Below are 24107 nucleotides of genomic sequence, written 5' to 3' on the forward strand. Positions count from 1 at the left end.
CATGTCCGCTGCAGCCTTTGCCCAACCCGCCCCCTCGGTCCCCGAGGTCAAGCATCGTGGCCTGATCACCGTTGCCATCATGCTGGCGACGATCATGCAGGTCTTGGATACCACGATTGCCAACGTGGCACTGCCGTCGATGACGGGCGATCTGGGCGCCTCGCAGGATACGATCACATGGGTGCTGACATCCTATATCGTAGCCTCGGCCATCGTGACGCCCATGACGGGGTGGCTGGCCGACCGTCTGGGAAAGCGCGAGCTTTTCCTGATCTCGATCGTCGGTTTCGTCGCCACCTCGCTGGCCTGCGGGCTGGCGTGGAGCCTACCTTCGATGGTGGCATTTCGACTGATGCAGGGCGTGTTCGGCGCGGCCATCGTGCCGCTGAGCCAGACCTTCCTTCTGGACATCAACCCGCGTGAAAAGGCGGGGCAGGCGATGGCGATCTGGGGCGCGGGCATCATGGTCGGGCCGATCATCGGGCCGACCTTGGGCGGTTGGCTGACGGAAAGCTACAACTGGCGCTGGGTCTTTCTGGTCAACCTGCCTGTGGGAGCCTTGGCGCTTGCGGGATGCCTGATCTATCTGCCCCGCGCGCCGCGCAAGCAGCGCAGCTTCGATCTGACGGGATTTGCGATGATCGCAATTGCAATCGGCGCGCTGCAGCTTTTGCTTGATCGCGGAGGCGAGGTGGACTGGTTCGCATCAGGCGAGATCTGGACCTATGCCGTTTTGTCGGCAACCGGTTTCTGGATGTTCGTGGTGCATATCCTGAACACCGACAAACCGTTTCTGGAACCGGCGATGTTCAGGGACCGGAATTTTGCCACCGGTCTGGTCTTTATCTTTGTTGTCGGCATCATCCTGCTGGCCAGCCTTGCGCTGTTGCCGCCGATGCTGTCGCGCATCCTTGGCTATCCGGTCATCACCACCGGTATGGTCATGGCGCCGCGCGGGGTGGGGACGATGATTTCGATGCTGATCGTCGGGCGTCTGGTGCGTAAGGTTGACCCGCGGATGCTGGTGATTGCGGGGCTGCTTTTGACCGCCTTGTCGCTTTACGAGATGACGGGCTTTACCCCGCAGATGGATTCGATTCCGATCATCCGCTCGGGGGTCGTGCAGGGGCTTGGGCTGGGACTGGTATTCGTGCCGCTTTCTACCGTGGCCTTTGCCACCATCGAGCCGCGCTTTCGGGCGGATGCGACCAGTCTTTTCAGCCTTGTGCGGAACATCGGATCGAGTATCGGGATTTCCATCGTCACGCTGATGCTGACCCGCAACATCCAGATCAACCATACCGAGCTTTCGGCCGCGATCAGCCCCTACAACCCACTTTTGTGGCAGACCAGTCCTGCCGCCGTGCTTGGCGATCCGGCTGCACTGTCGCGGATGGACCAGATGGTGAACATGCAGGCATCGATGATCGGCTATGTCGACGATTTCTGGCTGATGATGTGCGTGACGCTTGCCGCAATCCCGCTTGCGCTGGTTCTGAAACGCCCTGCGACGCCCTAGTGCAGCGTCACGTGAGATATACTGGGGTCGGTCAGGAAGGCGTTCGCTTCGAGGGGGCCACTGCGAAGCATAACGGCATCGAACCGCTCGCGCAGATCCTGAACCATCGCGAGGACTTCGGGCCAGTGCCCGTCACGCAGGGCTGCGCGTCCGTCGCGGGCGTCGTGCAGCGGGCGCATCGTGGTCAGCACGTAGCTCAACGCTTCGCCCTGAAAGAATTGTGATATCGTGGGAAGATATTTCACGATGCGGGGGTCTACCGACCATCCCGGCACCCGTTCGCGACCGTCGCATTCGAGGATCACGACCATATTCCACGCCAGCATAAGATCGACGCCAACCCCGAGGCGGGACGCGGCTTCGTGCAGGGTCAGGAAATCATCTTCGGAATATGTGAGCATAAGTCTTTACCTCGGCCACCCTTTAATCAGGTTAGCAGTATAGAGGTTTACCCGCGGTGGGCAGGGGGATGGCTTCGTTCCAAAAGGATGTCTGATACCCTTTGGAAGGGTTTTGAAGGCTTCAGAACCGAAGCACTTGCCGCTTGTCATCGGTCAGGGTCTGTTCTTGCAAGGTGGAAAGTATCATTTCCATTCCCGGCACCACCGCACTTTCGGGGCGCGCCCAGACCACGGCTTCGGCCACCTTTACCTGCAAGGGAGTCCAGTCGATGTTTGACAGCCCACCGGGAAACATGGCCTCGGCACTGATCGACCAGACCCGTTCCAACCCGCGCCGGTCCGGCGCGAGCCGCACAGGGCCGGTGAGGCAGGCGTGCAGGTCGTGGTTGCGGCCGGTCACGCAATAGGCGGCGGTCGATGACCCTTCGATTGCCTTCACAAGGTCGCTGTCCGGTTCGGCCAGAAACCACAACTCGGGCGAGGATGGTGCCATAAGATGCACCATGGGCTCGAAGGGCAGGGCGGACCCCTGCACTCCGAGCATGCCGACCTGCACCGTCGCCATTTCCGAAAACAGCGCCCGCCGCAGGTCAAGCACCATGTCACAGACCCCGCGACCAATCATCCACGTCGCGTTCGGCCTCTTCGCGGGCCATGCCGTAGCGCCGCTGCAAGGCGCCCACCATCTCGTCCCGGCGCCCGCCGATCTCGGTCCACTCGTCGTCGGTGATCTCGCCCCATTTGGCGCGGGCAGATCCCATCATTTCTTTCCAGCCACCGGCTATCTGGTCCCAGTTCATGACGTTTCCTTTCATGTCGGTCGAACAGGGGCAACGCATCGCGACGGAGCCTGTTCCGGAGCTGCGTCTTTTCGGCGGCGGAACCTGCAACCCGGTACGGCGTTGCATACGGATCATGAACCAGCTTGACCGCCTTGTGCCCCTCGCCGTGATCACCGTCGCGGTGATCGTGTTTTTCGCCGCGCTGGACTCGGCCGAAAGCATCCTTGCCCCCATCGTCCTTGGCATCGTCACCGGGATCGTGTTGTCGCCCCTGTCGGACCTTTGGGACCGATGGGGCTTTCGACCTGCGATCGGCGCTTTGGTCAGCCTGATCCTGGCCCTTTCTGTCGTGGGCGCGCTGATCATGGTGTTGCAGCCGATCGTCGCCCGGCTTGTCGCCCAAGCGCCCAAGGTGCTCGCCGATATGCAAGAGACCATCGACAGCATCACGACCATGATGCGCGGTCTGCGGAATGCGACCGAGGTGGTCGCCGAGGCGATTTCCGCCGAACCGGGCACCCAAGCGGCGGCGACGGCCGAGGCTGCAGGGCTGCCCACCGTGACCGACGCGATCCTGCTTGCCCCGTCTATCGTGGCGCAGGCGACCATTTTCGCCGGTGTGTTGTTCTTTTTCCTGATGACCCGCCACGAGCTTTACGGCGCCATCGCCCGCACGATCCGCACCGACACGGAACCGATGCAGATCGTCGCCCGCCTGATGCGGGCAGAGCGGCACGTGTCGCGCTACTTCCTGACCGTCTCGATGATCAACGCGGTGCTGGGCCTTTTCACCGCCGCAGCCTTGCATCTGCTGGGCCTGCCCGACGGCATATTGTGGGGATTGGTCGCGGCGTTGTTCAATTTTCTGGTCTACCTTGGTCCGGTGATCGTCAGCCTTGCGCTGCTGGTGGCTGGGGTCGCGGCGTTCGACGGGGCGATGTCGGTGGCGCCGGCTGCGGCCTATACAATGCTCAACTTCATCGAAAGCCAGTTCGTCACGCCTTCGTTCGTGGGGCGCCAGATGGAGGTGAACCCGCTTGTGGTGTTCTGCGCGCTGGTCTTCGGCATGTGGCTTTGGGGTGCGATCGGCGGCATCGTCGCCTTGCCCATCGCCATCTGGGCCATGGTCATGCATGACGAACGCCGCCTGTCGACCCATCGCCTTCCCGACAGCGCGGTTGCCGCGGCGACCGAGTCGCCTCAGGCCGCTTCGGCACGCGGCAAAAGCGAGAACCAGACCCGCAAGTAACACATTCCGCCGGTGAACTCGCGGCTGAATTCACCGCCGAGTTGTTTGGTGAAGCCGCGAAGAAGCTGGGTGCCGATTCCGGTGCCGGTGGTATCGAGGTCGATCGAACGTGCGGTTCCGGTCACGCTGTTGGCCACTTCGAGCTGGGCTTCGCCGGTTTTCTCGACGCTGAAGGTCACGACGATACGCGGGGCTGTCCCGTCTTCGGTGCCGGCATATTTCAGCGCGTTCGACAGGGCCTCGGTCAGCAAAAGCGCCAGCGGCACCGCCTGATCGACTGTCAGTTGCACGGGCTGCAGGTTGCTTTCGACCGCGACGATCTGGCCGCGCACCTGTGCGTTGCGGGTCACCTGCTCGATGATGCCGGAAAACAACGTCTGGACGCTGATCTCGGACAGGTCGGAGGTCTGGTAAAGCCCGTTGTGGATGGCCGCGAGCGACACGACCCGCTCTTGCAAGGCGCGCATCACCGAGCGCGTCTCGTCCGAACGTGTGCGGCGAAGCTGCATGTTCACGATAGATGCGATCAGTTGCAGGTTGTTCTTCACGCGGTGATGCACCTCGCGCAGCAAGAGCTCTTTTTCGCGGAGCATGTCCTCGAGCTCGGCCTCGTCGCGCAGGATGGCATCGGTCATGCGCTGGAAGGCTTCGGTCGCGTCGCGGATTTCACGCGGTGCGGTTTTCATGTCCAGCGGCCGCACGACACGGTTGCCGCCAGCGAAATCGCGTATCGCGCTGCGGAGCCGCCGGATATGGCGCGTGACCAGCATTTCGGCAGCGATCCAGGCTGCGATCAGGCTCATGGCCCACATCAGCGCAGGCATGACAAGCGGCGGCAGTGCGTTCATTGCGGCCAGCCCGCGCCGTTCGGCAGGCCATGTGCCAAGCGCAAAAAGCTCTCCCTCGACGAGCCGCACGAGGGAATAGACCCGTTCGCCGCCGCCTTCGGAGGTGGCGGTAAAGCTCGCGACTTCAGGGTCGGCCAGATTTTGCAACGGCTGTCCTTGGGGGAGCAAGGATTTGGAAGCGGAGTAGCCATCCTGGCCGGACAGGACGGCGCCTGACCGGTCAAACAGGAACAAGGAAAACCCCGAGGACGCGGCGCTTTTTTCGGTGGCAAGGGAAAGCGTTGACGCGGGTTTCGGTGAAACGGCGGCGAAACCCGTCACTACCCCGCCCGCATCACGTTCGGGGTGCAACGCGACGATGTCGACGCTGTCTTTCGCCCCGCGCATCAGTGCCAGCCCCGCGCTGGACCCGGTCAAGATGGCGGCCAGACCCCGCGATCCGACGAAACTTGGCGGAGCGGCGGGGGTGCGGCAGCGGGCCTGACCGTTGGTTCCGTAGTATCCGGCAAAGGCAAAATCGCTGCCATCCACAACGCGCCACAAGGCCTCGCATCCAGCGGTGCCGGGGCCGAGTGCGGCAAGTGCTTCGGCCATGCCCTGCGCACGTTTGATCAGTCCCAGTTTCGGCCGCACCGCGCGCAGGGTTTCGCCTGCCAAGGCCGCCTCGCTGCGCGCGCGCGCTTCGGAAAGCAGGTCATTTGCCTGTATTACGGCCATCGCGCCCACCGGCAAAAGCGCAAGCCCGATGACAAGGCCAAGCCTGACGCCCAGCCTGTCGATGAACCTGCGCGCCGCTTCGGAAGGCGCGACGGTAATCATGCCGCCCGCACGGCCGACCTGCTCATAACCGCCATGGTCGAAGGGTCGGACCCCACCAGTTCTTCGCCCTCGTCCAGTTTCAGCAGTTCTGCGAGCCGCAGACGCGCGCGGCTGGCGCGGCTTTTCACCGTGCCTACAGCTACGCCTGTCATTTCAGCTGCTTCCTCGTAGGAAAAGCCGGAAGCGCCCACCAGAATGAGCACCTCGCGGTGAACCGGCGAAAGCTGGTTGAAGGCGACCATGAAGTCGTTCATCGCCAAGCGCCCGTCATGCGCGGGTTTTTCGAACAGGCTTGCGGTGTGGACGCCATCGGGGTCTGGCATATCGCGCCGCCGCTTCCTGACACCGGAATAAAAGGTGTTGCGCAGGATCGTGAACAGCCACGCGCGCATGTTGGTGCCCGGCTCGAACTTGTCGAAACTGGACCATGCCTTGACGATGGAATCTTGCACCAGATCGTCTGCCGCGGCCATGTTCCGCGTCAGGCTGATTGCGAAAGCCCGCATTGCAGGAAGATGGTAGGGCAGTTCCTCGCGCGGGTCCATCGGGTTTTCCGGCGTGGACTTCGGCATGTCGGATTTGGAGTAGGCGCTCATTTCAGCCCCTCCCCGTCGTCGTTTTCGGCGGACGCGATCTGGCTGTCTTTCAACTGCGCGAGAAGCTGCTTGAAGCGGTCCGGCACCTCTTCGTCCATCAACTCTTGATAGACTTTGCGCAAATTCTCTTCGATGCTGTTGCGAAGGGCCGGCTTGTCTTTTTTATCGCTCATGCGTCCCAACATGCTCATCCTTGCTGACCCCCGTCTGTATCTATCACGGAACTAAACTCTGTTCACCGCGTTTGGTTCCGCCGATTACTGAACAATGGGGACAGCATAATGAATGAAGCTTTGGCCGATCCGGCCTCGATCGTCGCGGCGAACCTGCCATTCCTGCGACGCTATGCCCGCGCCCTTACCGGAAGCCAGGACAGCGGTGACCGCTATGCCGCAGCGACATTGGAAGCGATCCTTGAAGATCCAAGCGTGCTGCGAAGTGCGCCGAATGCCAAGATCGCCTTGTTCCGCGCCTTTCATCTTGTATGGTCCAGCGCAGGCGCACCGCTTGGCACGCCTGACAGCGAATTGTCGCGCCGCGCGCAGGATCATATGGCGACGCTGACGCCGAACACGCGCGAGGCGCTTTTGCTGCACGCCATCGAAGGGTTCAGCTATCCCGACATCGGGCATATCATGCAGACGAACCCGGCGCAGGCCGAAGGGCTGGTGCAGATCGCCAAGACCGAAATGGCCAATTCGGTCGCAGGCTCGGTTCTGATCATCGAGGACGAGGCGATCATCGCGATGGATATCCAGATGATCGTCGCCGAAATCGGGCATCGTGTCACCGGCATCGCGCGGACACGTTCGGCTGCGGTCGAGCTTGCGGCGCGGGACCGTCCCGATCTGATCCTTGCAGATATCCAGCTTGCCGACCAATCGTCAGGTATCGACGCGGTGAACGATATCCTGCGCCAGTTCGACGAGATTCCGGTGATTTTCATCACGGCTTTTCCGGAACGGCTGCTGACGGGAAAGAAGCCAGAACCCGCGTTTCTGATCGCCAAGCCCTATTCCGAGGCGCAGGTGCGCTCGGCCGTCAGTCAGGCGATGTTCTTCGCCTCGACCGAACCATTGATGTCGTAAGATCGGGATCCGAAGGCCGGTTGCAGAAAGAGGGAGCAAGACCCCTTTCTGCAACCGGGGCTTTGCGCGACAGGGGGACGCACACGCCAAGCCCGCAACCAGCGCCCCGTGTTTTCGGACAGGACGGCAAGACGCTGGTCCGGTTCTAACGCAGGTCCCCGGCACGGGTTCCGGCGGTCCGGGACATTTTTCCACCGCCGGCTTCGGCCAAAGGGGCGCAGATGGCCCATCTTTGGCGTCAAGACAACCATCAAGTGTGGATGTATAGCCAAACGGATGTAATACTGCTTAATGGATGGGAAACCCATCCGTAAACGCATAAGGTTGCCATAGCAGGTGATTCAAACCCAATTCCGGTGACTGTCATGTCGAACAAGGCCCAGGACGTAGCGCTCTATATCTCGAACCATTTTCACTATGTCTGGGAATCGCTCGGGTTCTTCGATCTTCAGCGCCTGCTCTACCTTGCACAGGGCTGGCACCTTGCAACGGGGAAGGGGCCGCTCTTTTCCGACAGTATCGGCGCGCACCGGACGGCACCGCTTGTGATTGCGGTGAAGGGTGTCGTGCCGTTGCAGGAAATGCTTCCCCATCCGGAACTGACACCCGAGGCCGAGGCGTTTCTGGACAGTTTCTGCACGACCTATGGCATAGCGGACGCCCGCGCGGTCAAGGAGCAGGTCGACCGCAGCGACGGCGCATGGCGCCTGACCCAGGCGATTGCCGGCGAGGGGGCCACCGTCAGCCATGATCTGATGCGCGCGACCTTCCGGCTGATGCTGCTCGACCACGCCGAAACCAGCCGCCGGATGCGCGAGACGCAGATCGCCGCGCAGGTCATGCGCGCCGAGGGCAGCAACGTTGTGGCTTTCCGGCTGGGGTAAGGGCCTGCGGATCGGCGCGGGAAGGGTTTGGTTGACTCGGGTCTGAACCTGCATACGATCAGCACAAGCGGGCAGATTGCGGCCCGTAATGCCTGAAGGTGAACGCCCCATGACGCTTGCCCGCCTTGTTGTGTGACCGGATGACCGTGCCAGAAATGTTGCGCCGGATCGAAGGTCCGAACCTTGTCCTCCGTCTGATCCGTCCTGATGACGCAGCCTATGTGCGGGCGCTGCGCACCGACCCACGCTACAACGCGCATCTTTCGCCGGTGCAGGGAACGGTCGAAGACCAGCGCCGATGGATCGAAGGCTACAAGGAGCGTGAAGCCGGTCTGGGCGAACTTTACTACGTGATCGAACGCCGCGACGGCACGCGCTGCGGGCTAGTCAGGCTTTACGACATCAAGGGGGGCAGCTTCACCTGGGGCAGTTGGATATTGGACGAACACAAGCCGCCGAAAGCTGCTTTGGAAAGCGCCACGCTGCTTTACATGGTTGCTTTCGACGGTCTTGGACTGTCAACGGCGACGTTCGATGTACGACGCGAAAATGCCACGACCCTTGCGTTCCATCGCCGTTTCGGTGCGACGGAAACGGGAGAGACCGCGCAGGATGTGTATTTCACCTATCCGCGCGAACGCTTCGAAACTGACCGGACGACCCATTGGACTGTGTGTGCATCAGTATGACATAAGATTGCTTATGCGATTTGATCATGCTTGCGGCCCGCCACAGCCAAGGCGAGCAATCCCCCTGCAGTCGAAATGTTCTTCACGATGATGGTGATTTGCCATGGATCGGCGCGGAGTTGCCAGTGGAACCAGGTCGTTCCGAGGCAGTAAACGGCGAGCAGCGGGCAGATCAGGGCAAGGCGCCACCCTGCAAGCAGCGCAAGGCCGCCGGCGAGGTTGAAGGCCGCGACCGGCCAGATCATCCAACCGGGTAACCCGACCGAAGCGATCATGTCGGTTACGGGACCCGGGTCGCCTATCTTTTGCGCGAAGCCGCCGAGGAAAAGCAAAGACACCATCAGGCGGGACAAGAAAAGCAGCGGAGCTTTCAGGGTTTCGGGCATCGATCATCCTTATCCGCGCGGTGTTTCTGGCTCTACTTTGCAATACGCGCCGAGGCAGGGAGAGTTTCACCCTGCTGCGGCAGACATCGGGTTTTGCGGTGGTCTTCGCTTGGCTCGGGTGTGGTAGGCACGGCCCTTTGCGGTCGGAGGTTTCCTGCCCACCAAGGCCTGCGGGCATTGCGCCCTCGCTGTCGAGCGATTATTAACATAGATTAACAAACGCTTTGCGCGTGCTTATGCGGCGGCTTGCGAGCTGTCGAAGGGGTGCGGTCTTGGGGCCTTATTTCGGCTGTAGGTATGCAGGGCGGTTTGGGGCGAATTGACCTGAGGATGCCGTTGATCCGATGAAGCACCGTTCGCTGTTCATCCTGTCGCCATCACTGATCACCGCTGCCGTCCTGCGGGCCTGGGTGCAGGCAGGGCACGGGATCGCCGCAGTTTGGTGGACCGGGCCTACCCCTGCTGAGGTCACGCGGCGCGCCAGCCTTGGCGGGACGGTTTTTCCAGAATTCGATACTGCCCGCCTGTTGCAGCGTCTTGGCGTGACACCCCGCAAGATACCGCCGCTGCGCCACTGGCCGGACGCGCTGGCCGAGGCGCGCAAGAGCGGCGCGGATGTGCTGGTCTCCTTGATCACGATGCAGAAGATTCCGGCCGATCTGATCGCGCTGTTTCCAGACCGGGCGGTCAACTTTCACCCTGCCCTGCTCCCGCAATATCGAGGCCCCTCGCCCACTCAGGGAATGTTGATCGACGGAACGGCGGACCGCTTCGGTGGCGTGACGCTGCATTGTCTTGACCGCGATCTCGATACCGGCCCGATCATCGCGCAGCGCGCCTGTCCGCGCAGCGCGGCGCGCGACATGTTCGAGTGGAACCACCATCTGGCCGAGGCCGCAGCCGATCTGGCGGCCCGCGACCTGCCCGCCTACCTGCGCGGCGACATCGTCGCGCGGCCGCAAGACCCCGCTTCGGGATCATACCGCAGGCTGGCACGGGGCGAGAACGAGCTTGGGCCCCATCTGACCGTTGCCGAGATTAAAGCGCGCTTTTCTGCCTTTGGCAGCAGTCATGCACAGCGCTGGCGCGATCCGTCGGGGCAGCTTTTGGCGGTCACGGCCGTTGCGCCCGCCAACGCTGGCAAAGGTCCGCTTTGGCTGCGGCGCAAGGCTGCGGACGGGGAGGTTTTGCTGAGGCGGCGGACACCGCTGTTCCAGCTTCACCGGATGCGGGCGCGGTTCGGGGCGATGCGGCGGTCGGAAGAACGGGCGGGGGGCAAGGCGTGAGCGTGCCATTGGTCCTTTCGTTTTTGCCGCAGACCGATCTGACGGAAATTTCGGTTCGCGTGACGGCTGGAGCGCGCGATTTCGGCAAGGCCCGCTTTTTGTGCCGCAGCGGGCAATCGCTGGCGCCGAACCCCGACGCATTGTTTGCGCTGGGGCTTTACCCGGCGTCGGAACTTGGCATTGCCTTGCAAGTCGAAGGCGAGGTGGACGCGGGGCTTTTGGCGCGAGCCGATGCTATAACCGGCCATTATGCCGATTGGTGGCGGGGCTGCCGCCGCGTGCAGGTCCAGGCGGATACCAGCGCGCAAAAGGCGCCACGCGCGGGTCGCGGGGCAGCTGTCTTTTTTTCGGGCGGCGTCGATTCCTCGTATTCGCTTTTGGAAAACAAGGGCCGCATCACCGCGATCATCACCATGCTGGGGCTGGATGTGCCCCTGTCGGATGCAGCCGAAACGCAGCGGCTGGAGAAGATGGCGCAGGAAACCGCAGCAGCACATGGGCTGGAGGCGGTGGTCATCGAAACCGATATGGCAGAAGTGTTCCATCCCATCGCAAGCTGGATGGAACATCACGGCTCGGCGCTTGCGGCGGTGGGTCATATGCTTGCTGACCGGTTCGACCGTGTGATCATCGCATCATCCGGGGACGAGACGGCGTGGCATTCGCCCTGGGGGTCGCATCCGGCGGTGGACCCGCTGTTCGGGTCGGTCCTGTTGGCGGTCGAGCATCACGGGTTGGTGCCGCGTTTCGACAAGATCGCGCGGGTGACGCGCGACGGGCCGATGATGGCGCGACTGCGTGTGTGCAACAAGAGCCGCAGGAATTGCGGGCAATGCGACAAATGCACCTTTGCCATGCGCGCGATCGAGGTTGCCGGGGCCGAGGCGCGGGCGGTGACCTTTCCGCCGTTCCTGCCGCGACGCGGGAGGCTGAGGATCGTTGACGATGCGTTCTTGTCGGATGTGCGGGCCTTGCATCGTGCTGCCGTCGCGGCCGGAAAGACCGACATTGCCGACGAGGTGGCGGGCGTCATCGCGGCCTATGGTCGGGGCGGATTGCGGCGGCGGGCAAAGAGCGCGATCGGGGTCGCATGGCGCATCGCACGGCACCGGGCGCGGTGGCGAAAGGCGGCGCGATGACCCTGCCTGCCTATATCATCCATCTGGAACGCGCTGTCGGGCGGCAACAGAACGTTGCGATGCTATGCCGTGCGCTTGGCCCCGAAACCACCGTCTTTTCCGGCATCGACGGGCGGGCGGTTGCGCCGTTGCACGCGCCCAAACCGCGGCGTACTGCCTTTCCGGTCTATCCCTTTGCTTTGCGGTCAGCCGAGATCGCGACGTTTCACAGCCACCGCGCCTGCTGGCAACGCATGATAGACGACGGCCACCCCGCCGCGCTGATCGTGGAAGATGACATCGCGCTGGACCCTCCGTTCCGGGCGGCTTTAGACCTTGCGTTAAAGACGCTGGCGCCCGACCGGCTGGTCAGGTTTTCACTTACCGCGCGCGAACGTGGCGAGGTCGTGGCGCAAGGGAAAGGCGATCTTCGGGTGCTGCGGCCTTCGGTCATAGGGTTGGGCATGCAGGCGCTTTTGGTGACGCGCGGGGCGGCAATCCGGCTGCTGCAAAGTTCGGTCACGTTCGACAGGCCGGTCGACACATTTGTGCAGATGCGTTGGTTGCACGGGGTCGATGTGCTGACGGTCCTGCCTTCGGGTGTGCGCGAGAGGTCGGTCGAAATGGGGGGCAGTATGATACATGCGCCGATGAGCTTTGTGGAACGCCTGCAACGCGAGACACTGCGGCCGGTCTATCGCACCGCGCTGGCGCTGCGGTCCATTGCGGCACGCCTGTGAAGCACAAGCTTGTCAAACTGCGACGATACTGGTCGGCACGTCTGCGGCCTGACACGCTTCCTCCGCTGTTCTGGCATGTCGGGGTCCCCAATTTTGGCGATGACATCAACCCTGCCCTGTTCCAGCAGCTGACTGGCGCGCAGTTCCGGTTTGCGGCGACCCGCGATGCACCGCATTTCGTGGGCATGGGCAGCATCCTGTCATCTGCGACAGAGGCTTCGACGGTTCTGGGCGCGGGACTTCTGACGCCGCGGCCGCTGGCTGCGCGGCCGCATGTGGTGGCGCTGCGGGGCAAGCTGACGCAGGCCGTGCTGGGGGTGGAGGGGACCGTGCCGCTGGGAGATCCGATGGTGCTGGTCGACCGGATATTCACGCCCGAGCGGGGCGACGCGACCGGCTTCGTGCCGCATGTCGGATCGCTTGCCTTGGCGCGCAGGATCGTTCCGCAGGGTGTCCGGCTTATCGACGTTCGGCAAGACCCGTGGACGGTGATCCGCGAGATCGGCAGATGTCGCAGGGTGCTGAGCCAATCGCTGCATGGCCTGATCGTCGCCGATGCGCTTGGCATCGAAAACCTGTGGCTTGCGCCATCGGGCGACATGCGCGGGGGCGGTTCAAGTTCGACGACTACTTTTCGACGCTCGATGCGGCAAAACCGGCCCACCCGATGACGGCCGAAGTGCTGCGAGACCCGCCCTTGGCCGATTTTTCGGTTGGCAGCTATCAGGGTGACAAGGCGGCCTATCACCGGCTGCTGAAGGCGGCGGTTCTGGAAGGGGTGATATGAAAATCATTGCCTTGCGCGACGCGGTGCAAAGGATACGGCTCGGGGTGTTGCGCCCTTTACGGATGAAATCGGCAGGCCGGACGCGGGCGAAAAGTCGTGGCGTCTTCATCGGAATAACGGGAAGTTCGGGCAAATCGACGACGACGGCGCTGATCGCCGCAATCATGCGCCGTCATGGCAGCGTTTCGGCACAGGTTCTGGACAATACGATTAACCCGTTGGTGAAAACCCTGCTCCGCAGTCGGGATGCCGACTATGTCGTTGCCGAACTTGGCGTCGGTGGCAAAGGCCAGATGATCGAAATGGCCCCGCTTTTCCGTCCCGATGTGGCCGTTGTCACCATGGTCGGGCTGGAACATTACAGTGCCTTTCGCAGTCGCGAGGCGATCGCCACCGAAAAGGGCGAACTGGTGGCCGCGCTGTCCGGATCGGGGTTGGCCGTGCTGAACGGCGACGATCCCTATGTGATGGGAATGGCCGCGCGCACGGCGGCACGGGTGGTTACTTTCGGCCATGGCGACGGGGCCGATTGCCGCATCGTTTCGGTTTCGGGGGGCTTCCCGCAGGGCGTGACGGTCACCATCGGCTGGCGCGGGCAGGTGATCGACTTTCCGACCACCTTTGTGGGCAGGCATTTTGCCGTTCCGGTCAGCGCCGCGATTTGCTGCGCGCTCGAACTCGGGGTGCCGGTTGCTGCGGTGCGTGACGCGGTAGCCACGTTCCAGACGCTTTGGCTGAACCTGAGCGTCCATGCCATTCCGGGTGGACCGGTCTTTCTGGCCGATTGCAAGAAAGCGCCGCGTGGCACGCTTTCGCTGGCCTTTGATGCCTTGGGCGCTGTGTCGGCTCCCCGCCGCCGTGTCGTGCTCGGGATGATTTCCGACGATCCGGGCAAGCGTCGCGCGATCTATCGCGACGCCGTGCGCGATGCCCTGGCGGTGTCGGACGAGGTGATTACGGTCAACGAGTTCGGCGGTCGGTCATGGGCATCCGAAGCGGATGTCGCCGCAGGCCGCTACCGCCATTTCACCACGACGCGCCAAGCGGCCGATTACATCGCGCAGACTGCCATGGCGGATGAGGTGATCATGCTGAAAGGATCGTCAAACCTGCATCTGGAACGCATCCTGCTGCAGTTTCTGGAAAAGGTCAGGTGCTGGGAAGCCGACTGCGGACGAACCGATAGTTGCGTGTCCTGCGGTCTTTACCAGCACGACCATGCCGAGCATCGTCGCCTGCGAGGGGCGATGAGGGCGCGCAGAAATTTGCGTGGGCTTTTGGGGACGCCGTCCGAGCCCCCTGCCCTTACCCCGCCGGGCTAGGCGCGCAAATGTTCAAGGGCGCCGGCGATGCTTGCGCGGCGAACGGGTGCGGCATAGCGGGTCGTGACTATGTTGCGCCCCGCCTCGGCCAGCGCCGCCCGCAATGCGGGCTGGCTTGCCAGACGCGCCAGAGCGCGCGCAAAGTCCTGATCGGTTTCGGCAGCCAGATAATCAACCCCGTCCCGCAGGCCCAGACCCTCGACCGCTTTCGCGGTTGCAACGATCGGGCAGCCGACCGCCAAAGCCTCGATCACCTTGATGCGGGTTCCACCGCCCTGCGCCAAGGGGATGGCCGTGGCCGTCGCGCGGGCATAAAGCGGGCCAAGGTCCATCGGGTTCACAATCAGTTCGTGCCCTGCCTCTTCGACCCGACGCATCACGCGGACCGACGGGTTGCGCCCCGCGACCACAAGCTGCGCCGAGGGTTCATGACGCGCCAGCGCGGGCATGATGGTGCGGCACAGGCGCGTAACTGCCCGGCGGTTGGGCAGATAACCCAGATGCCCGACGAACAACACGACGGGCGCGGCTGTGGTGTCGTGCCCGTGCATGGGAGTTGCGGCGCACCAGTCGGGCACCGGATTGGCGATGACCTCGACCGTCGTCGCACCGAGGTGGCGTTTTGCCAGTGCCGCATCCTGTTCGGAACAGGTCCAGACCATGCTGGCCAGTTCGACCGCCCTGCGATCTGCCCAGAGTTCTGCAAGGTGGCGTTTGCGGTTCAGCGCATCCGCCACAGGGCGCAGCATTCGGGGTAGCCGCGCACGGTCGGTCTCGGCCATCAGCAGGCTTTCGACATTGTGCATATCGAGGATCAACGGCAGTGCAGGAAACCTGTGGCGAAGCACCTCGAGCGCTTGCAGAAGGGCTACGCCTTCGATCAGCACGAAATCGGGCTTTAGCCGCGCTACGGTTTCGACCAACCGCTCTATGTCGCGCGGGTCGAGGGGCTGGGTGGTGCGTGCAAGGGCGCGCGTTTCACCATCGGCCTGCAGGCCAAGCGTTGGCGCGCTTGCTTCGTTAACACAAATTGACAAATCCGACAGGTTCGCCCTATTGCGAAGCTCGTAGCCCGATGCGACATCCCCTGTCTTTTCGAAAAAAGTGATTTGAATAAATGGCATCTTACGCTCCGCCGGGAGTGCCACGTCTGATACATCAAACGTGGAAAAACAATAATGTGCCCGAAGGTATGGGCTTTCCCGAAAGTTGGAAGGCCTGCAATCCGGGTTGGACGTACCGGTTCTGGACCGATGACGACCTGCTGGAATTCTTTCGTCAGGAACGCCCCGATCTTCTCGATCTTTTCCTGAGCTATGACAAGCCGGTGCAGAAGGCTGATCTGGCGCGGTATTGCATCTTGCACCGTTATGGCGGGATCTATGCCGATATCGACACGCGGTGCCTGGCCTCGGCCGAGCCTATCGCGGGCGACCGCCGTGTCATCCTGTGCGAGGAGCCGCCCCGCCACCGTGAACCGGCCTTGCAGCGCGGGCTGAAGACCATGTGGTTCAACGGAACCATGGCCAGCCCGCCGGAGCACCCGTTTTGGGAAGATGTGATCGCTGCATGCAGGCTGATGGCACCACGGCGCGCTTTCGATGTGCTGGAAAACACCGGCCCCTTGCTGCTGAGCGCCGTCGTGGAACGCTGGCAGGCGAAAGCGCCCGATGCGATGGCTTTGCATTCCTGTGGCCTGTTTGCGGAGAACGATGTGCATGGCGGCGGCTTTGACGGCACGCATTACGGCCCTTATGGCGACCTGCGGTTGTCTTCGCATCTTTGGGCAGGCAGCTGGTTCACTATCCGCCACGACCGGTGGATCCAGCGCAAGGTGTCACGGCTGCATCAGGCGCGTGACTGGCTGTTCGGCGGGCCACGGCTTGACCCTGCAGCAACCCTCGGGGCGCTTGATTGCGGGTTTCTGGACCGACCGATAGCCCCCACTGGGCCGGAAGCCGCGGTCCTTGTGCTGGTACCTGTGCGAGACGCCGAGGACGATCTGCCGCGCTGCTTCGAGCTTTTGTCGCGGATCGACCATCCGAAGGAAAACCTGCATGTCCGCTTGGGCCATGGCGACAGCCGTGACGGAACGGCCCGCGTCTTGAAGGAGCTGGTCGCCAGGCACGCGGGCGATTTTGCATCCGTGGCGGTGGTCGATCTTTTGCGGAACGCGCCACAAGTGTCGCGTGCGCTGCGGTCACGGCGCGGCATCCAGAGGGCGCGGCGCGCCGGGATCGCAAGAGCGCGCAATGACCTTTTGACGGCGAGCCTGACCGATGAAATCGACTGGGTGCTTTGGGTCGATGCCGATGTGATCGACTACCCGCAAGGCGTGCTTGGGCGGCTGCTTTCCGAGCGCGAAAAGATAGTGACGCCGGATTGCGTGCTGGAAGCGGGAGGGCCGAGTTTCGACCAGAATGCGTTTTTCGAAAACGGCGTACCGACGCGTCCGGTCTATTACAAACAGGTGCGTGACGGCATTCTGCAACCGCCATCAGACTGGTGGTATAGACGGCATCTTTCGGACCTGCGTTATCTTGACCGCGTACCGTTGCATGGCGTGGGGGGAACGATGCTGCTCGTGCAAGCCGATATTCACCGCGCAGGAGTGCGCTTTCCCGAACGCCCCTATCGCCATTTGATTGAAACCGAAGGGTTTGGTCGGTTGGCGCGCGACGCCGGTGTCGTCCCCATCGGGCTGCCCAACGTGCAGATCATCCATGCAAACCGCTAGCGCCACGGACCGGCGGATACCGGCGCTGGTGCTGACCTGCCGCATCGCACCGCCTGAACGCCGCGCTTCGGCACTGGCGCAATTGGCGGGACTGTCCGATCTGTTGCGCGTCGAAATGGTCGACGGGTTCATCGATAGCGATGATAGCACGCTTCGTCTGCACGATCCTGTGCAAGAGCGACGCTGGACCCGCCGCCCCATGACCCTGCGCGAGGTCGCGACCTATGGCACCCATCGCTGCGGCTGGCAGAGGCTGATCGAAACAGGGGCGGATCACGCCCTGCTGCTGGAGGATGATTTCATCCTGACCGATCCGGCGGCCTTGCGGCGTCTGCTCGAAAACCTGCCCGCTTGCATGGCGCCTGATGTCGACATGCTGAAACTGTTCGACTTTCCCGACAGCACAAGCAACGGCTGGGCCTTGCACCGCGAGGTGGCGGGGGAAACCCTGCTCTTTCCGCGTTACCCGAAGGTGGGCGCGGTAGGCTACGTGCTTTCCGCGCGAGGCGCGGGAAAGTTCTTGTACCGTCAAACGGTGTTTCGGCCGATAGACGAAGATTTACGGTATTACTGGGAGCTTGGCCTGCGTGTCTGGACATTGGCGCGGCCGCTGGTCAGGGACGGGTCGGCGACGCTGGGGGGCAGCCTGCTGGAAGAGGAAAGGAAGGCCTTTCGTCCAATGCGCGCTGCCGGTGGACGGTTGCGCTTTCACCTGATCGGCGGGCATCGACGGATCCGCAACCTTGCGGCCTTTGCCACTGCATGCTTGCGCCTGAAGGACGTCACGCTGCGAAGGTCATGGCACCGGTCCTGACCGCAAAAACGCCCGAGGGAACCTTTTGACGCGCGCTGCGTTCGGGTCACTGGGCGGACCGGGGCGCGACATGATTTGCGATAACGCGGCAGACTGGCCGATGGGTTCAGGTGAAATGGCCCGGCGGATGCGTGACCTTGACTGGGACGCAACGCCGCTTGGCGCTCCCGACGCATGGCCCTTATCACTGCGAATTCTGACCGAGGTGATGCTGGCCGCCAAGCAGCCTATGTTCGTGACATGGGGCGCGGATCGAACGACGCTTTACAATGATGCCTATGCGGAAATCCTTGCCGACAAACACCCGGCGCTCGGTCGGGCGATAGAGGATATCTGGTCGGAAATCTGGGAGCCCGACCTGAGGCAGATCGTCGCCCGCGCCTATGAGGGCGAGGCGCTGCACATGTCGGACATCACGTTCCAGCTGTTCCGGAACGGCGCGTTCCGAGAGGCGCAATTCTCGTTTTCCTATACCCCTGTCAGCGATGCGGGCGGGCGCGTTCAGGGCTTCTTTTGCCCCTGCCTCGAGATCACCGATGCGATCAGCGAGGAGCGCCGCGCCCGGTTTCGCGAAGGGCTGGCCGAGACGTTGCGCCGGTCGGCTGACCCCGAAACCATTGCCCATGAGGCGGCCAGCCTTTTGGCGCGGCATCTCGGGGCAGAGCAGGCTGCCTATCTGGAGATCGACGAGGCCGGTGAATTGGGCACCGTTCGCCGCGACTGGACCAGTGGCACATTGCCCAGCATGGCCGGAACGCACCGTTTGCAGGATTTCGGAGAGGCTTTCGCCGCCGCGCTGCGGGCGGGAGAAAGCATAGTCATACCCGATGTGGGCGACACGGGCGCTTTGCCCATCGCGCCGGATGCCTTTGCCAAGCGTGGCATCGGGGCAGTGTTGCACGTGCCGCATTTCCATGACCGCCGTCTTGTCGGGGTGCTTGCGTTGAATGCCGCCAGACCGCGTGACTGGCATCCGGCAGATGTGGCGCTGGTCGTGGAAGTGGTGGAGCGCATCAACCGCGCGGTCGATCGTGCCCGTTCGGAAAGGTCGCTGCGCGAGAGCGAGGCGCGGCTTCGCGTCAGCGAGGACCGCCATGCGCTTTTGCTGAAGCTTAGCGATGCGATCAGGGACCGTCGGGATGCGAAGGACGTCTTGCATGCGGCGGCACAGGTTTTCGGAACCCATCTCGGTGTGACCTTTGCCGGTTTCGCCGAAGTTGACGGGGATGGTCTGGCAAGGACGGATGGCCAATACAGTTCCCGCGGCCAAACCCCGGCCTTCGCCAACCGCGCCGTGGCAATCGACAGCTTTGGCAGGTCGATTGCCACGGCCCTGCGTCTGGGGCAGACGGTGATCGTGGCGGATATGGCGACGGCGCATGGCTTTACGTCGGCGGAAAAGGCGGCAGTGCGGGGGCTTGGCGTCAGGGCCTTCGTCCTGTCGCCCGTGCTGTGGCAGGGGAAGCTGGAAGCCTATCTCTTTGCCGCAAGCGACACGCCCCGTTTCTGGACGAAATCCGAGGTCGATCTTGTGCGCGAGACGGCCGAACGTACTTTTTCGGCGTTGCATCGCGCCCGCGCCGAGGCGGCGCTGATCGAAAGCGAGGCACGGTTCCGCGCGCTTGTCCATTCGACCTCGGACATCGCCTTCCGTGTCAGTGCCGACTGGACAGAGTTGGAACATGTAGATGCCTTGGGCCGGCCCTTGCACAATGCGGGCAGCGAATGGATCAGCCTTTATGTCACGCCCGAGGACCAGCCCCATGTGCGCGCGACGCTGGATCAGGCGATCAGGGCGAAAGCGCCGGTCGATCTGGAGCACAGGTGGAGAAAGCCGGACAACACGATAGCCTGGATCCGGATGCGGGCGGTGCCGCTTTATGATCCGTCGGGCACGATCTACGAATGGTTCGGGGCCTCGACCGACATTACCGAAAGCAAGCGGCTGGCGCATAGCCAGAGGGTGCTGCTTTCGGAACTGGACCACAGGGTCAAGAATATCCTTGCCGTGGTGCAATCCATCGCACACCAGACCTTCCGGCCTGCCGACGGTCCGTTGCCGGACGAAGCGCGGCGGCTTTTGGGCCGGATTTCGGCCTTGGCCGAGTCGCACAGGCTTTTGGCGCGCAGCAGTTGGCAAGGGGCGAGCTTTCGCGAATTGGTCGACGGGGCGGTCGCGCCGCATCGCTGGGGCAATGCGGACAGGATCACGGTCGATGGCCCCGATCTGCAAATCAATCCGCGGGCTGCACAGACGCTGGTGCTTGCCCTGCACGAGTTGGTGACGAACGCGGCAAAATACGGTGCGCTTTCGCGGCCCGAGGGGATGTTGTCGGTGATCTGGGCGGTGAGCGGGGTTGAAGATGCCCGCAACATGACCCTGTGCTGGTCTGAAACACTGGGGCCGCAGCTTGCCGGGGCGCCTGCCCGCCGGGGTTTCGGCTCGCTTCTTATCGAACACACGCTGGCTTTCGAGCTTGAAGGAAGTGCAAAGCTCGATTTCGCGCCGGACGGGTTGAAGGTGCAGGTGGAATTGCCGTTGCGGAACCTTGTTCCGCAGGACACGGCACACCCTGTGGCCGCGCCTGCCGACAGCGCGCCTGCGTCTTCGGGAAGCGATATTGCCATATTGAAGGGCAAGCGCGTTCTGGTCGTCGAGGACGAACATCTGGTCGCGCATGAAACGGTCTGCGCGCTGGCTAAGGCAGGGTGCGAGGTGATCGGGCCGATGCCCAATCTGAACACCGCGCTCGCTTCGGCAGGGGCGGCGGCACCCGATGCCGCAGTCCTCGACATCAACCTCGGCAGCGATCTTGTCTGGCCTGTCGCCCTTTTGCTGAGGGCGAAAGGCGTGCCCTTTGTCTTTGTCACGGGTTATGCCGCGCCGGTCGACGTGCCAGAGGCCTTGCAAGATGTGCTTCGACTGGAAAAACCGCTCAGGCCGGATTGTATCATCCAGAGATTGGCCGACGAAGTGGCGAAGTCTGGCGCAACCTATCGCATTCCGGCCTTGGCGTGACGGGTCGGGTCTGCCTGACTTGCAACTGGCGCTTTGCGCTTGTGCTGTTCATAAGTGTGCGAAAAGCTGAAAGTATCTGACAATGGTTGATTTCGACAAAGCCCTGAAAACCCTTTCTGTGGTGTCGGCCCCCCCCGTGACCGTGACCGAACATGCACAGCGCGTGCAAAAGCTGGCGGGTGTGATGCGCGATCAGGGCGTGGATGCGCTCTGGTTGGATGCGTCTTCGTCCTTGACCTATTACACGGGGCTTTCGCTTCGCCTTTCCGAACGCATCCACGGTGCGCTGGTTCATCGGGACGGTTCGTTGACCTATATCACCCCCGAGTTCGAACGGCCCAAGCTGGAAAGCATGATCCGTCTGGCCGGACGTGTTGCGGTCTGGGAGGAGGACGAGACTCCCTTTGCCCTATTTGCCGATCTGGCCCGTGGCCGGCTCGCGCTCGACCCCGACACGCCTTACCGCTTCGTCGCGCAAATCAGCGCACAGCCGGGGCTGACGGTGATGGACGCGGGTGCGATGACCGGCGCTCAGCGGCGCATCAAGTCGGCCAGCGAGATCGCGATCATTCAGGCTGCGATGGATGCGAGCTATGGTGTGCAAAAGGCCGTCCATGCCGGTCTGCGTGCCGGCATGAAGGCGAGCGAGGTGGCAGATTTCATCGCAGCGGCCCATGCCGCGCTTGGGCTGGCGCATACCTTTGCCGCCGTGCAATTCGGCGAAGCGACCGCCTATCCGCATGGCGTGGCCCATGACCAGACGCTGGCGCAGGGTGACATGGTCCTTGTCGATCTTGGCGCGCGGCTGCATGGCTATCATTCCGACATTACCCGCACATACGTCTTTGGCACCCCGACGGAACGGCAAGCCTATTTGTGGTCATGCGAACACAAGGCGCAGCAGGCCGGATTTGCCGCCGCGCAACCGGGCGCGCTGTGCGAGGTGGTGGACAAAGCCGCCCGTGACACGCTTGTTCATGCGGGCTTTGGACCGGGATATTCGGTTCCGGGCCTGCCGCACCGCACGGGGCATGGTCTGGGGCTCGACATTCACGAAGAGCCGTGGATCGTCAAAGGCAACAAAACGCCACTCGAGGCGGGCATGTGCTTTTCCATCGAGCCGATGCTGTGCGTTTACGGCGAATGCGGCGTAAGGCTCGAGGATATCGCCTATATGACAGATACCGGCGCACGTTGGTTCTGCCCTCCGGCAAACCGGCCCGATGCACCCTGAACGGGTGATCGCAGCGCGAAATTTTACCAAAAAGAAAAAATATGTTGTCAGTGACCCGCGTATCGACTTGAATACAGAGCAAGTTTTCACTGGCCAGCAGAGCACGTCCTTGCGGCCTGCAAGAAAACAAAAGACTTCTCAACCCGAAGGGAGAACACTCGTGAAGAATTTCCTCATTTTTGCATCGGCGCTGGCGCTGAGTGCGGCGATGGCCGAAGCAAAGACGTTCGTCTATTGCTCGGAAGCCTCGCCTGAAGGCTTTGACCCTGCGCCCTACACCGCTGGCGGCACCTTCGATGCCTCGGCACACCCGATCTACAACCGCCTGACCGAATTCAAGCAGGGCACGACCGAGGTCGAGCCGGGTCTTGCGGAAAGCTGGGAAGTGTCGGCTGACGGCATGGAATACACGTTCAAACTGCGTCAGGGCGTCAAGTGGCAGTCGAGCGACACGTTCACCCCGACGCGCGATTTCAACGCCGATGACGTGATCTTTTCCTATGACCGTCAGGGCAATGCCGAAAACCCGTGGCACCAGTATATCGCTGGCATAACCTATGAATACTATACCTCGATGGCGATGCCCGAGCTGATCAAATCGATCGAAAAGGTCGATGACTACACGGTCAAATTTACGCTGAACCAGCCCGAAGCGCCGTTCCTTGCCAATATCGCGATGCCCTTCGCGTCGATCGTGTCAAAGGAATACGCCGATGCGCTGATGGCGGCGGGAACGCCCGAAGACCTGAACAACCTGCCGATCGGCACTGGCCCGTTCAAGTTCGTGGCCTACCAGAAGGACGCAGTGATCCGTTACCAGAAGAACGCCGATTACTGGGGCACGGCTCCGCTGATCGACGATCTGGTCTTTGCGATCACGCCCGATGCCGCAGTGCGTCTGCAAAAGCTGAAAGCCAACGAATGCCAGCTGATGCCCTATCCGGCACCTGCCGACATCGAGGCGATCAAAGCCGATCCGAACCTGAAGATGGACGAACAGGCCGGTCTGAATGTGGGCTATCTGGCCTATAACACGACCATGGCGCCGTTCGACAATCCGAACGTCCGCAAGGCGTTGAACATGGCGATCAACAAGCAGGCCATCGTCGACGCGGTGTTCCAGGGCGCGGCTGTGCCTGCGAAAAACCCGATCCCGCCGACCATGTGGTCGTATAACGATGCCGTGCAGGACGATGCCTACGATCCGGAAGCCGCCAAGAAGATGCTGGAAGAAGCCGGCGTCAAGGATCTGTCGATGAAGATCTGGGCGATGCCGGTGCAGCGCCCCTATATGCCCAACGCCCGCCGCACGGCAGAACTGATGCAGGAAGACCTGTCCAAGGTCGGCGTGTCGGTCGAGATCATCTCCTATGAATGGGGCGAGTATCTGCAAAAGTCGATGGAAGCGGGCCGTGACGGTGCCGTGATCCTTGGCTGGACCGGCGACAACGGCGATCCGGACAACTTCCTGTCGGTTCTGCTCTCCTGCACCTCGGCTGGCGAAGGCGGGGCAAACCGCGCCTTCTGGTGCAACGAGGACTTCTCGAAGCTGTTGCAAGACGCCAAGGTGACTGCCGATCAGGCCGAACGCACCAAGCTGTACGAACAGGCGCAGGTGATCTTCAAAGAGCAGGCCCCGTGGTTCACCATCGCACACTCGACCCAGTATGTGCCGATGTCGAACAAGGTGTCGGGCTTCAAGATGAGCCCGCTTGGCGATTTCACCTTTGATACGGTAGATATCGCCGAGTAATCGGTTCAACCCAAGGTAACCTGACGCGCGGGGGCG

At 62.5% G+C, this 24107-nt stretch carries 23 protein-coding genes; 15 read left to right on the forward strand and 8 right to left on the reverse strand.

Annotated features, from left to right (window positions below; translation table 11 throughout):
- Nucleotide 1: 1 nt before the first annotated feature.
- A complete protein-coding gene (locus tag HYN69_RS18000) occupies nt 2-1519 on the forward strand; it encodes a DHA2 family efflux MFS transporter permease subunit (RefSeq protein WP_108437317.1) in 1518 nt (505 codons plus the stop codon).
- Here the strand turns inward: HYN69_RS18000 and HYN69_RS18005 are convergent.
- The 3 genes from HYN69_RS18005 to HYN69_RS18015 all read right to left on the reverse strand — a co-directional run bounded on the left by HYN69_RS18005 (nt 1516) and on the right by HYN69_RS18015 (nt 2720).
- Complete coding sequence (locus HYN69_RS18005; protein WP_108437318.1) at nt 1516-1920, reverse strand: hypothetical protein; 405 nt, start codon at nt 1918-1920, stop codon at nt 1516-1518. The two genes, HYN69_RS18000 and HYN69_RS18005, sit on opposite strands and share 4 nt — an antisense overlap.
- A 121-nt stretch (nt 1921-2041) precedes the next feature.
- The gene (locus tag HYN69_RS18010; RefSeq protein WP_159082530.1) at nt 2042-2521 is read right to left on the reverse strand and encodes a pyridoxamine 5'-phosphate oxidase family protein; all 480 of its coding nucleotides are present in this window, start codon (nt 2519-2521) and stop codon (nt 2042-2044) included.
- A 1-nt stretch (nt 2522) separates the two neighbouring features.
- The gene (locus tag HYN69_RS18015) at nt 2523-2720 is read right to left on the reverse strand and encodes a CsbD family protein (RefSeq protein WP_108437320.1); all 198 of its coding nucleotides are present in this window, start codon (nt 2718-2720) and stop codon (nt 2523-2525) included.
- Between HYN69_RS18015 and HYN69_RS18020 the strand changes: the two genes are divergently transcribed.
- The gene (locus HYN69_RS18020) at nt 2719-3951 is read left to right on the forward strand and encodes an AI-2E family transporter (protein ID WP_108437321.1); all 1233 of its coding nucleotides are present in this window, start codon (nt 2719-2721) and stop codon (nt 3949-3951) included. The genes HYN69_RS18015 and HYN69_RS18020 overlap by 2 nt on opposite strands.
- On the opposite strand, the gene HYN69_RS18025 is transcribed toward HYN69_RS18020, so the two are convergent.
- From HYN69_RS18025 to HYN69_RS18035, 3 genes are read right to left on the reverse strand one after another with little or no spacing between them, the layout of a single operon-like run.
- Nucleotides 3903-5618 (reverse strand): sensor histidine kinase, encoded by a 1716-nt coding sequence (locus HYN69_RS18025; RefSeq protein ID WP_108437322.1) that lies wholly within the window; start codon nt 5616-5618, stop codon nt 3903-3905. The two genes, HYN69_RS18020 and HYN69_RS18025, sit on opposite strands and share 49 nt — an antisense overlap.
- Complete coding sequence (locus HYN69_RS18030; RefSeq protein WP_230426590.1) at nt 5615-6214, reverse strand: RNA polymerase sigma factor; 600 nt, start codon at nt 6212-6214, stop codon at nt 5615-5617. The genes HYN69_RS18025 and HYN69_RS18030 overlap by 4 nt, the downstream gene beginning before the upstream one ends.
- On the reverse strand, nt 6211-6399 hold the full coding sequence (locus HYN69_RS18035; protein WP_108437323.1) for a NepR family anti-sigma factor: 189 nt from the start codon (nt 6397-6399) through the stop codon (nt 6211-6213). The genes HYN69_RS18030 and HYN69_RS18035 overlap by 4 nt, the downstream gene beginning before the upstream one ends.
- A gap of 93 nt (nt 6400-6492) precedes the next feature.
- On the opposite strand from HYN69_RS18035, the gene HYN69_RS18040 reads away from it, so the two are divergent.
- The 3 genes from HYN69_RS18040 to HYN69_RS18050 all read left to right on the forward strand — a co-directional run bounded on the left by HYN69_RS18040 (nt 6493) and on the right by HYN69_RS18050 (nt 8875).
- Complete coding sequence (locus HYN69_RS18040; RefSeq protein ID WP_407925266.1) at nt 6493-7302, forward strand: response regulator; 810 nt, start codon at nt 6493-6495, stop codon at nt 7300-7302.
- Nucleotides 7303-7667: 365 nt separating this feature from the next.
- Nucleotides 7668-8186 carry a Panacea domain-containing protein gene (locus tag HYN69_RS18045; RefSeq protein WP_108437325.1) on the forward strand — a complete coding sequence of 173 codons (519 nt, stop codon included), beginning with the start codon at nt 7668-7670 and terminating at the stop codon, nt 8184-8186.
- 140 nt (nt 8187-8326) lie between these two features.
- A complete protein-coding gene (locus HYN69_RS18050) occupies nt 8327-8875 on the forward strand; it encodes a GNAT family N-acetyltransferase (protein ID WP_230426591.1) in 549 nt (182 codons plus the stop codon).
- Between the two features lie 11 nt (nt 8876-8886).
- Here HYN69_RS18050 and HYN69_RS18055 read toward each other — a convergent pair whose 3' ends face one another.
- Nucleotides 8887-9261 carry a DoxX family membrane protein gene (locus tag HYN69_RS18055; RefSeq protein ID WP_108437326.1) on the reverse strand — a complete coding sequence of 125 codons (375 nt, stop codon included), beginning with the start codon at nt 9259-9261 and terminating at the stop codon, nt 8887-8889.
- Nucleotides 9262-9605: 344 nt separating this feature from the next.
- Here HYN69_RS18055 and HYN69_RS18060 point away from each other — a divergent pair, with 344 nt between their 5' ends.
- The 5 genes from HYN69_RS18060 to HYN69_RS18080 all read left to right on the forward strand — a co-directional run bounded on the left by HYN69_RS18060 (nt 9606) and on the right by HYN69_RS18080 (nt 14514).
- Entirely contained in the window at nt 9606-10547 is a 942-nt protein-coding gene (locus tag HYN69_RS18060) for a formyltransferase family protein (RefSeq protein ID WP_108437327.1), read from the forward strand.
- Nucleotides 10548-10549: 2 nt separating this feature from the next.
- Nucleotides 10550-11686: a hypothetical protein gene (locus HYN69_RS18065; RefSeq protein ID WP_108437328.1), complete on the forward strand. Its 1137-nt coding sequence runs from the start codon at nt 10550-10552 to the stop codon at nt 11684-11686.
- Nucleotides 11638-12405 (forward strand): glycosyltransferase family 25 protein, encoded by a 768-nt coding sequence (locus tag HYN69_RS18070; RefSeq protein WP_108437329.1) that lies wholly within the window; start codon nt 11638-11640, stop codon nt 12403-12405. The genes HYN69_RS18065 and HYN69_RS18070 overlap by 49 nt, the downstream gene beginning before the upstream one ends.
- Nucleotides 12402-13076: a polysaccharide pyruvyl transferase family protein gene (locus HYN69_RS18075; RefSeq protein ID WP_108437330.1), complete on the forward strand. Its 675-nt coding sequence runs from the start codon at nt 12402-12404 to the stop codon at nt 13074-13076. Before HYN69_RS18070 ends, HYN69_RS18075 begins: the two co-directional genes overlap by 4 nt.
- 112 nt (nt 13077-13188) lie before the next feature.
- Nucleotides 13189-14514, forward strand: coding sequence for a Mur ligase family protein (locus HYN69_RS18080; protein WP_108437331.1), 1326 nt, complete (start codon nt 13189-13191; stop codon nt 14512-14514).
- On the opposite strand, the gene HYN69_RS18085 is transcribed toward HYN69_RS18080, so the two are convergent.
- Entirely contained in the window at nt 14511-15638 is a 1128-nt protein-coding gene (locus HYN69_RS18085) for a glycosyltransferase family 4 protein (RefSeq protein ID WP_108437332.1), read from the reverse strand. The genes HYN69_RS18080 and HYN69_RS18085 overlap by 4 nt on opposite strands.
- Before the next feature lie 56 nt (nt 15639-15694).
- On the opposite strand from HYN69_RS18085, the gene HYN69_RS18090 reads away from it, so the two are divergent.
- From HYN69_RS18090 to HYN69_RS18110, 5 genes are all read left to right on the forward strand, one after another.
- Nucleotides 15695-17251 carry a glycosyltransferase gene (locus tag HYN69_RS18090; protein WP_159082532.1) on the forward strand — a complete coding sequence of 519 codons (1557 nt, stop codon included), beginning with the start codon at nt 15695-15697 and terminating at the stop codon, nt 17249-17251.
- Nucleotides 17238-18065 (forward strand): glycosyltransferase family 25 protein, encoded by an 828-nt coding sequence (locus HYN69_RS18095; protein WP_108437334.1) that lies wholly within the window; start codon nt 17238-17240, stop codon nt 18063-18065. The genes HYN69_RS18090 and HYN69_RS18095 overlap by 14 nt, the downstream gene beginning before the upstream one ends.
- Nucleotides 18066-18192: 127 nt before the next feature.
- Nucleotides 18193-21084: an HWE histidine kinase domain-containing protein gene (locus HYN69_RS18100; RefSeq protein WP_159082533.1), complete on the forward strand. Its 2892-nt coding sequence runs from the start codon at nt 18193-18195 to the stop codon at nt 21082-21084.
- Between the two features lie 82 nt (nt 21085-21166).
- Nucleotides 21167-22318, forward strand: a complete 1152-nt coding sequence (locus tag HYN69_RS18105; protein ID WP_108437336.1) for a M24 family metallopeptidase — start codon at nt 21167-21169, stop codon at nt 22316-22318.
- Between the two features lie 208 nt (nt 22319-22526).
- Nucleotides 22527-24071: an ABC transporter substrate-binding protein gene (locus tag HYN69_RS18110; protein WP_108437516.1), complete on the forward strand. Its 1545-nt coding sequence runs from the start codon at nt 22527-22529 to the stop codon at nt 24069-24071.
- The last annotated feature ends 36 nt before the right edge of the window (nt 24072-24107 follow it).

This window comes from Gemmobacter aquarius, assembly GCF_003060865.1.
Lineage (GTDB): Bacteria > Pseudomonadota > Alphaproteobacteria > Rhodobacterales > Rhodobacteraceae > Paragemmobacter > Paragemmobacter aquarius.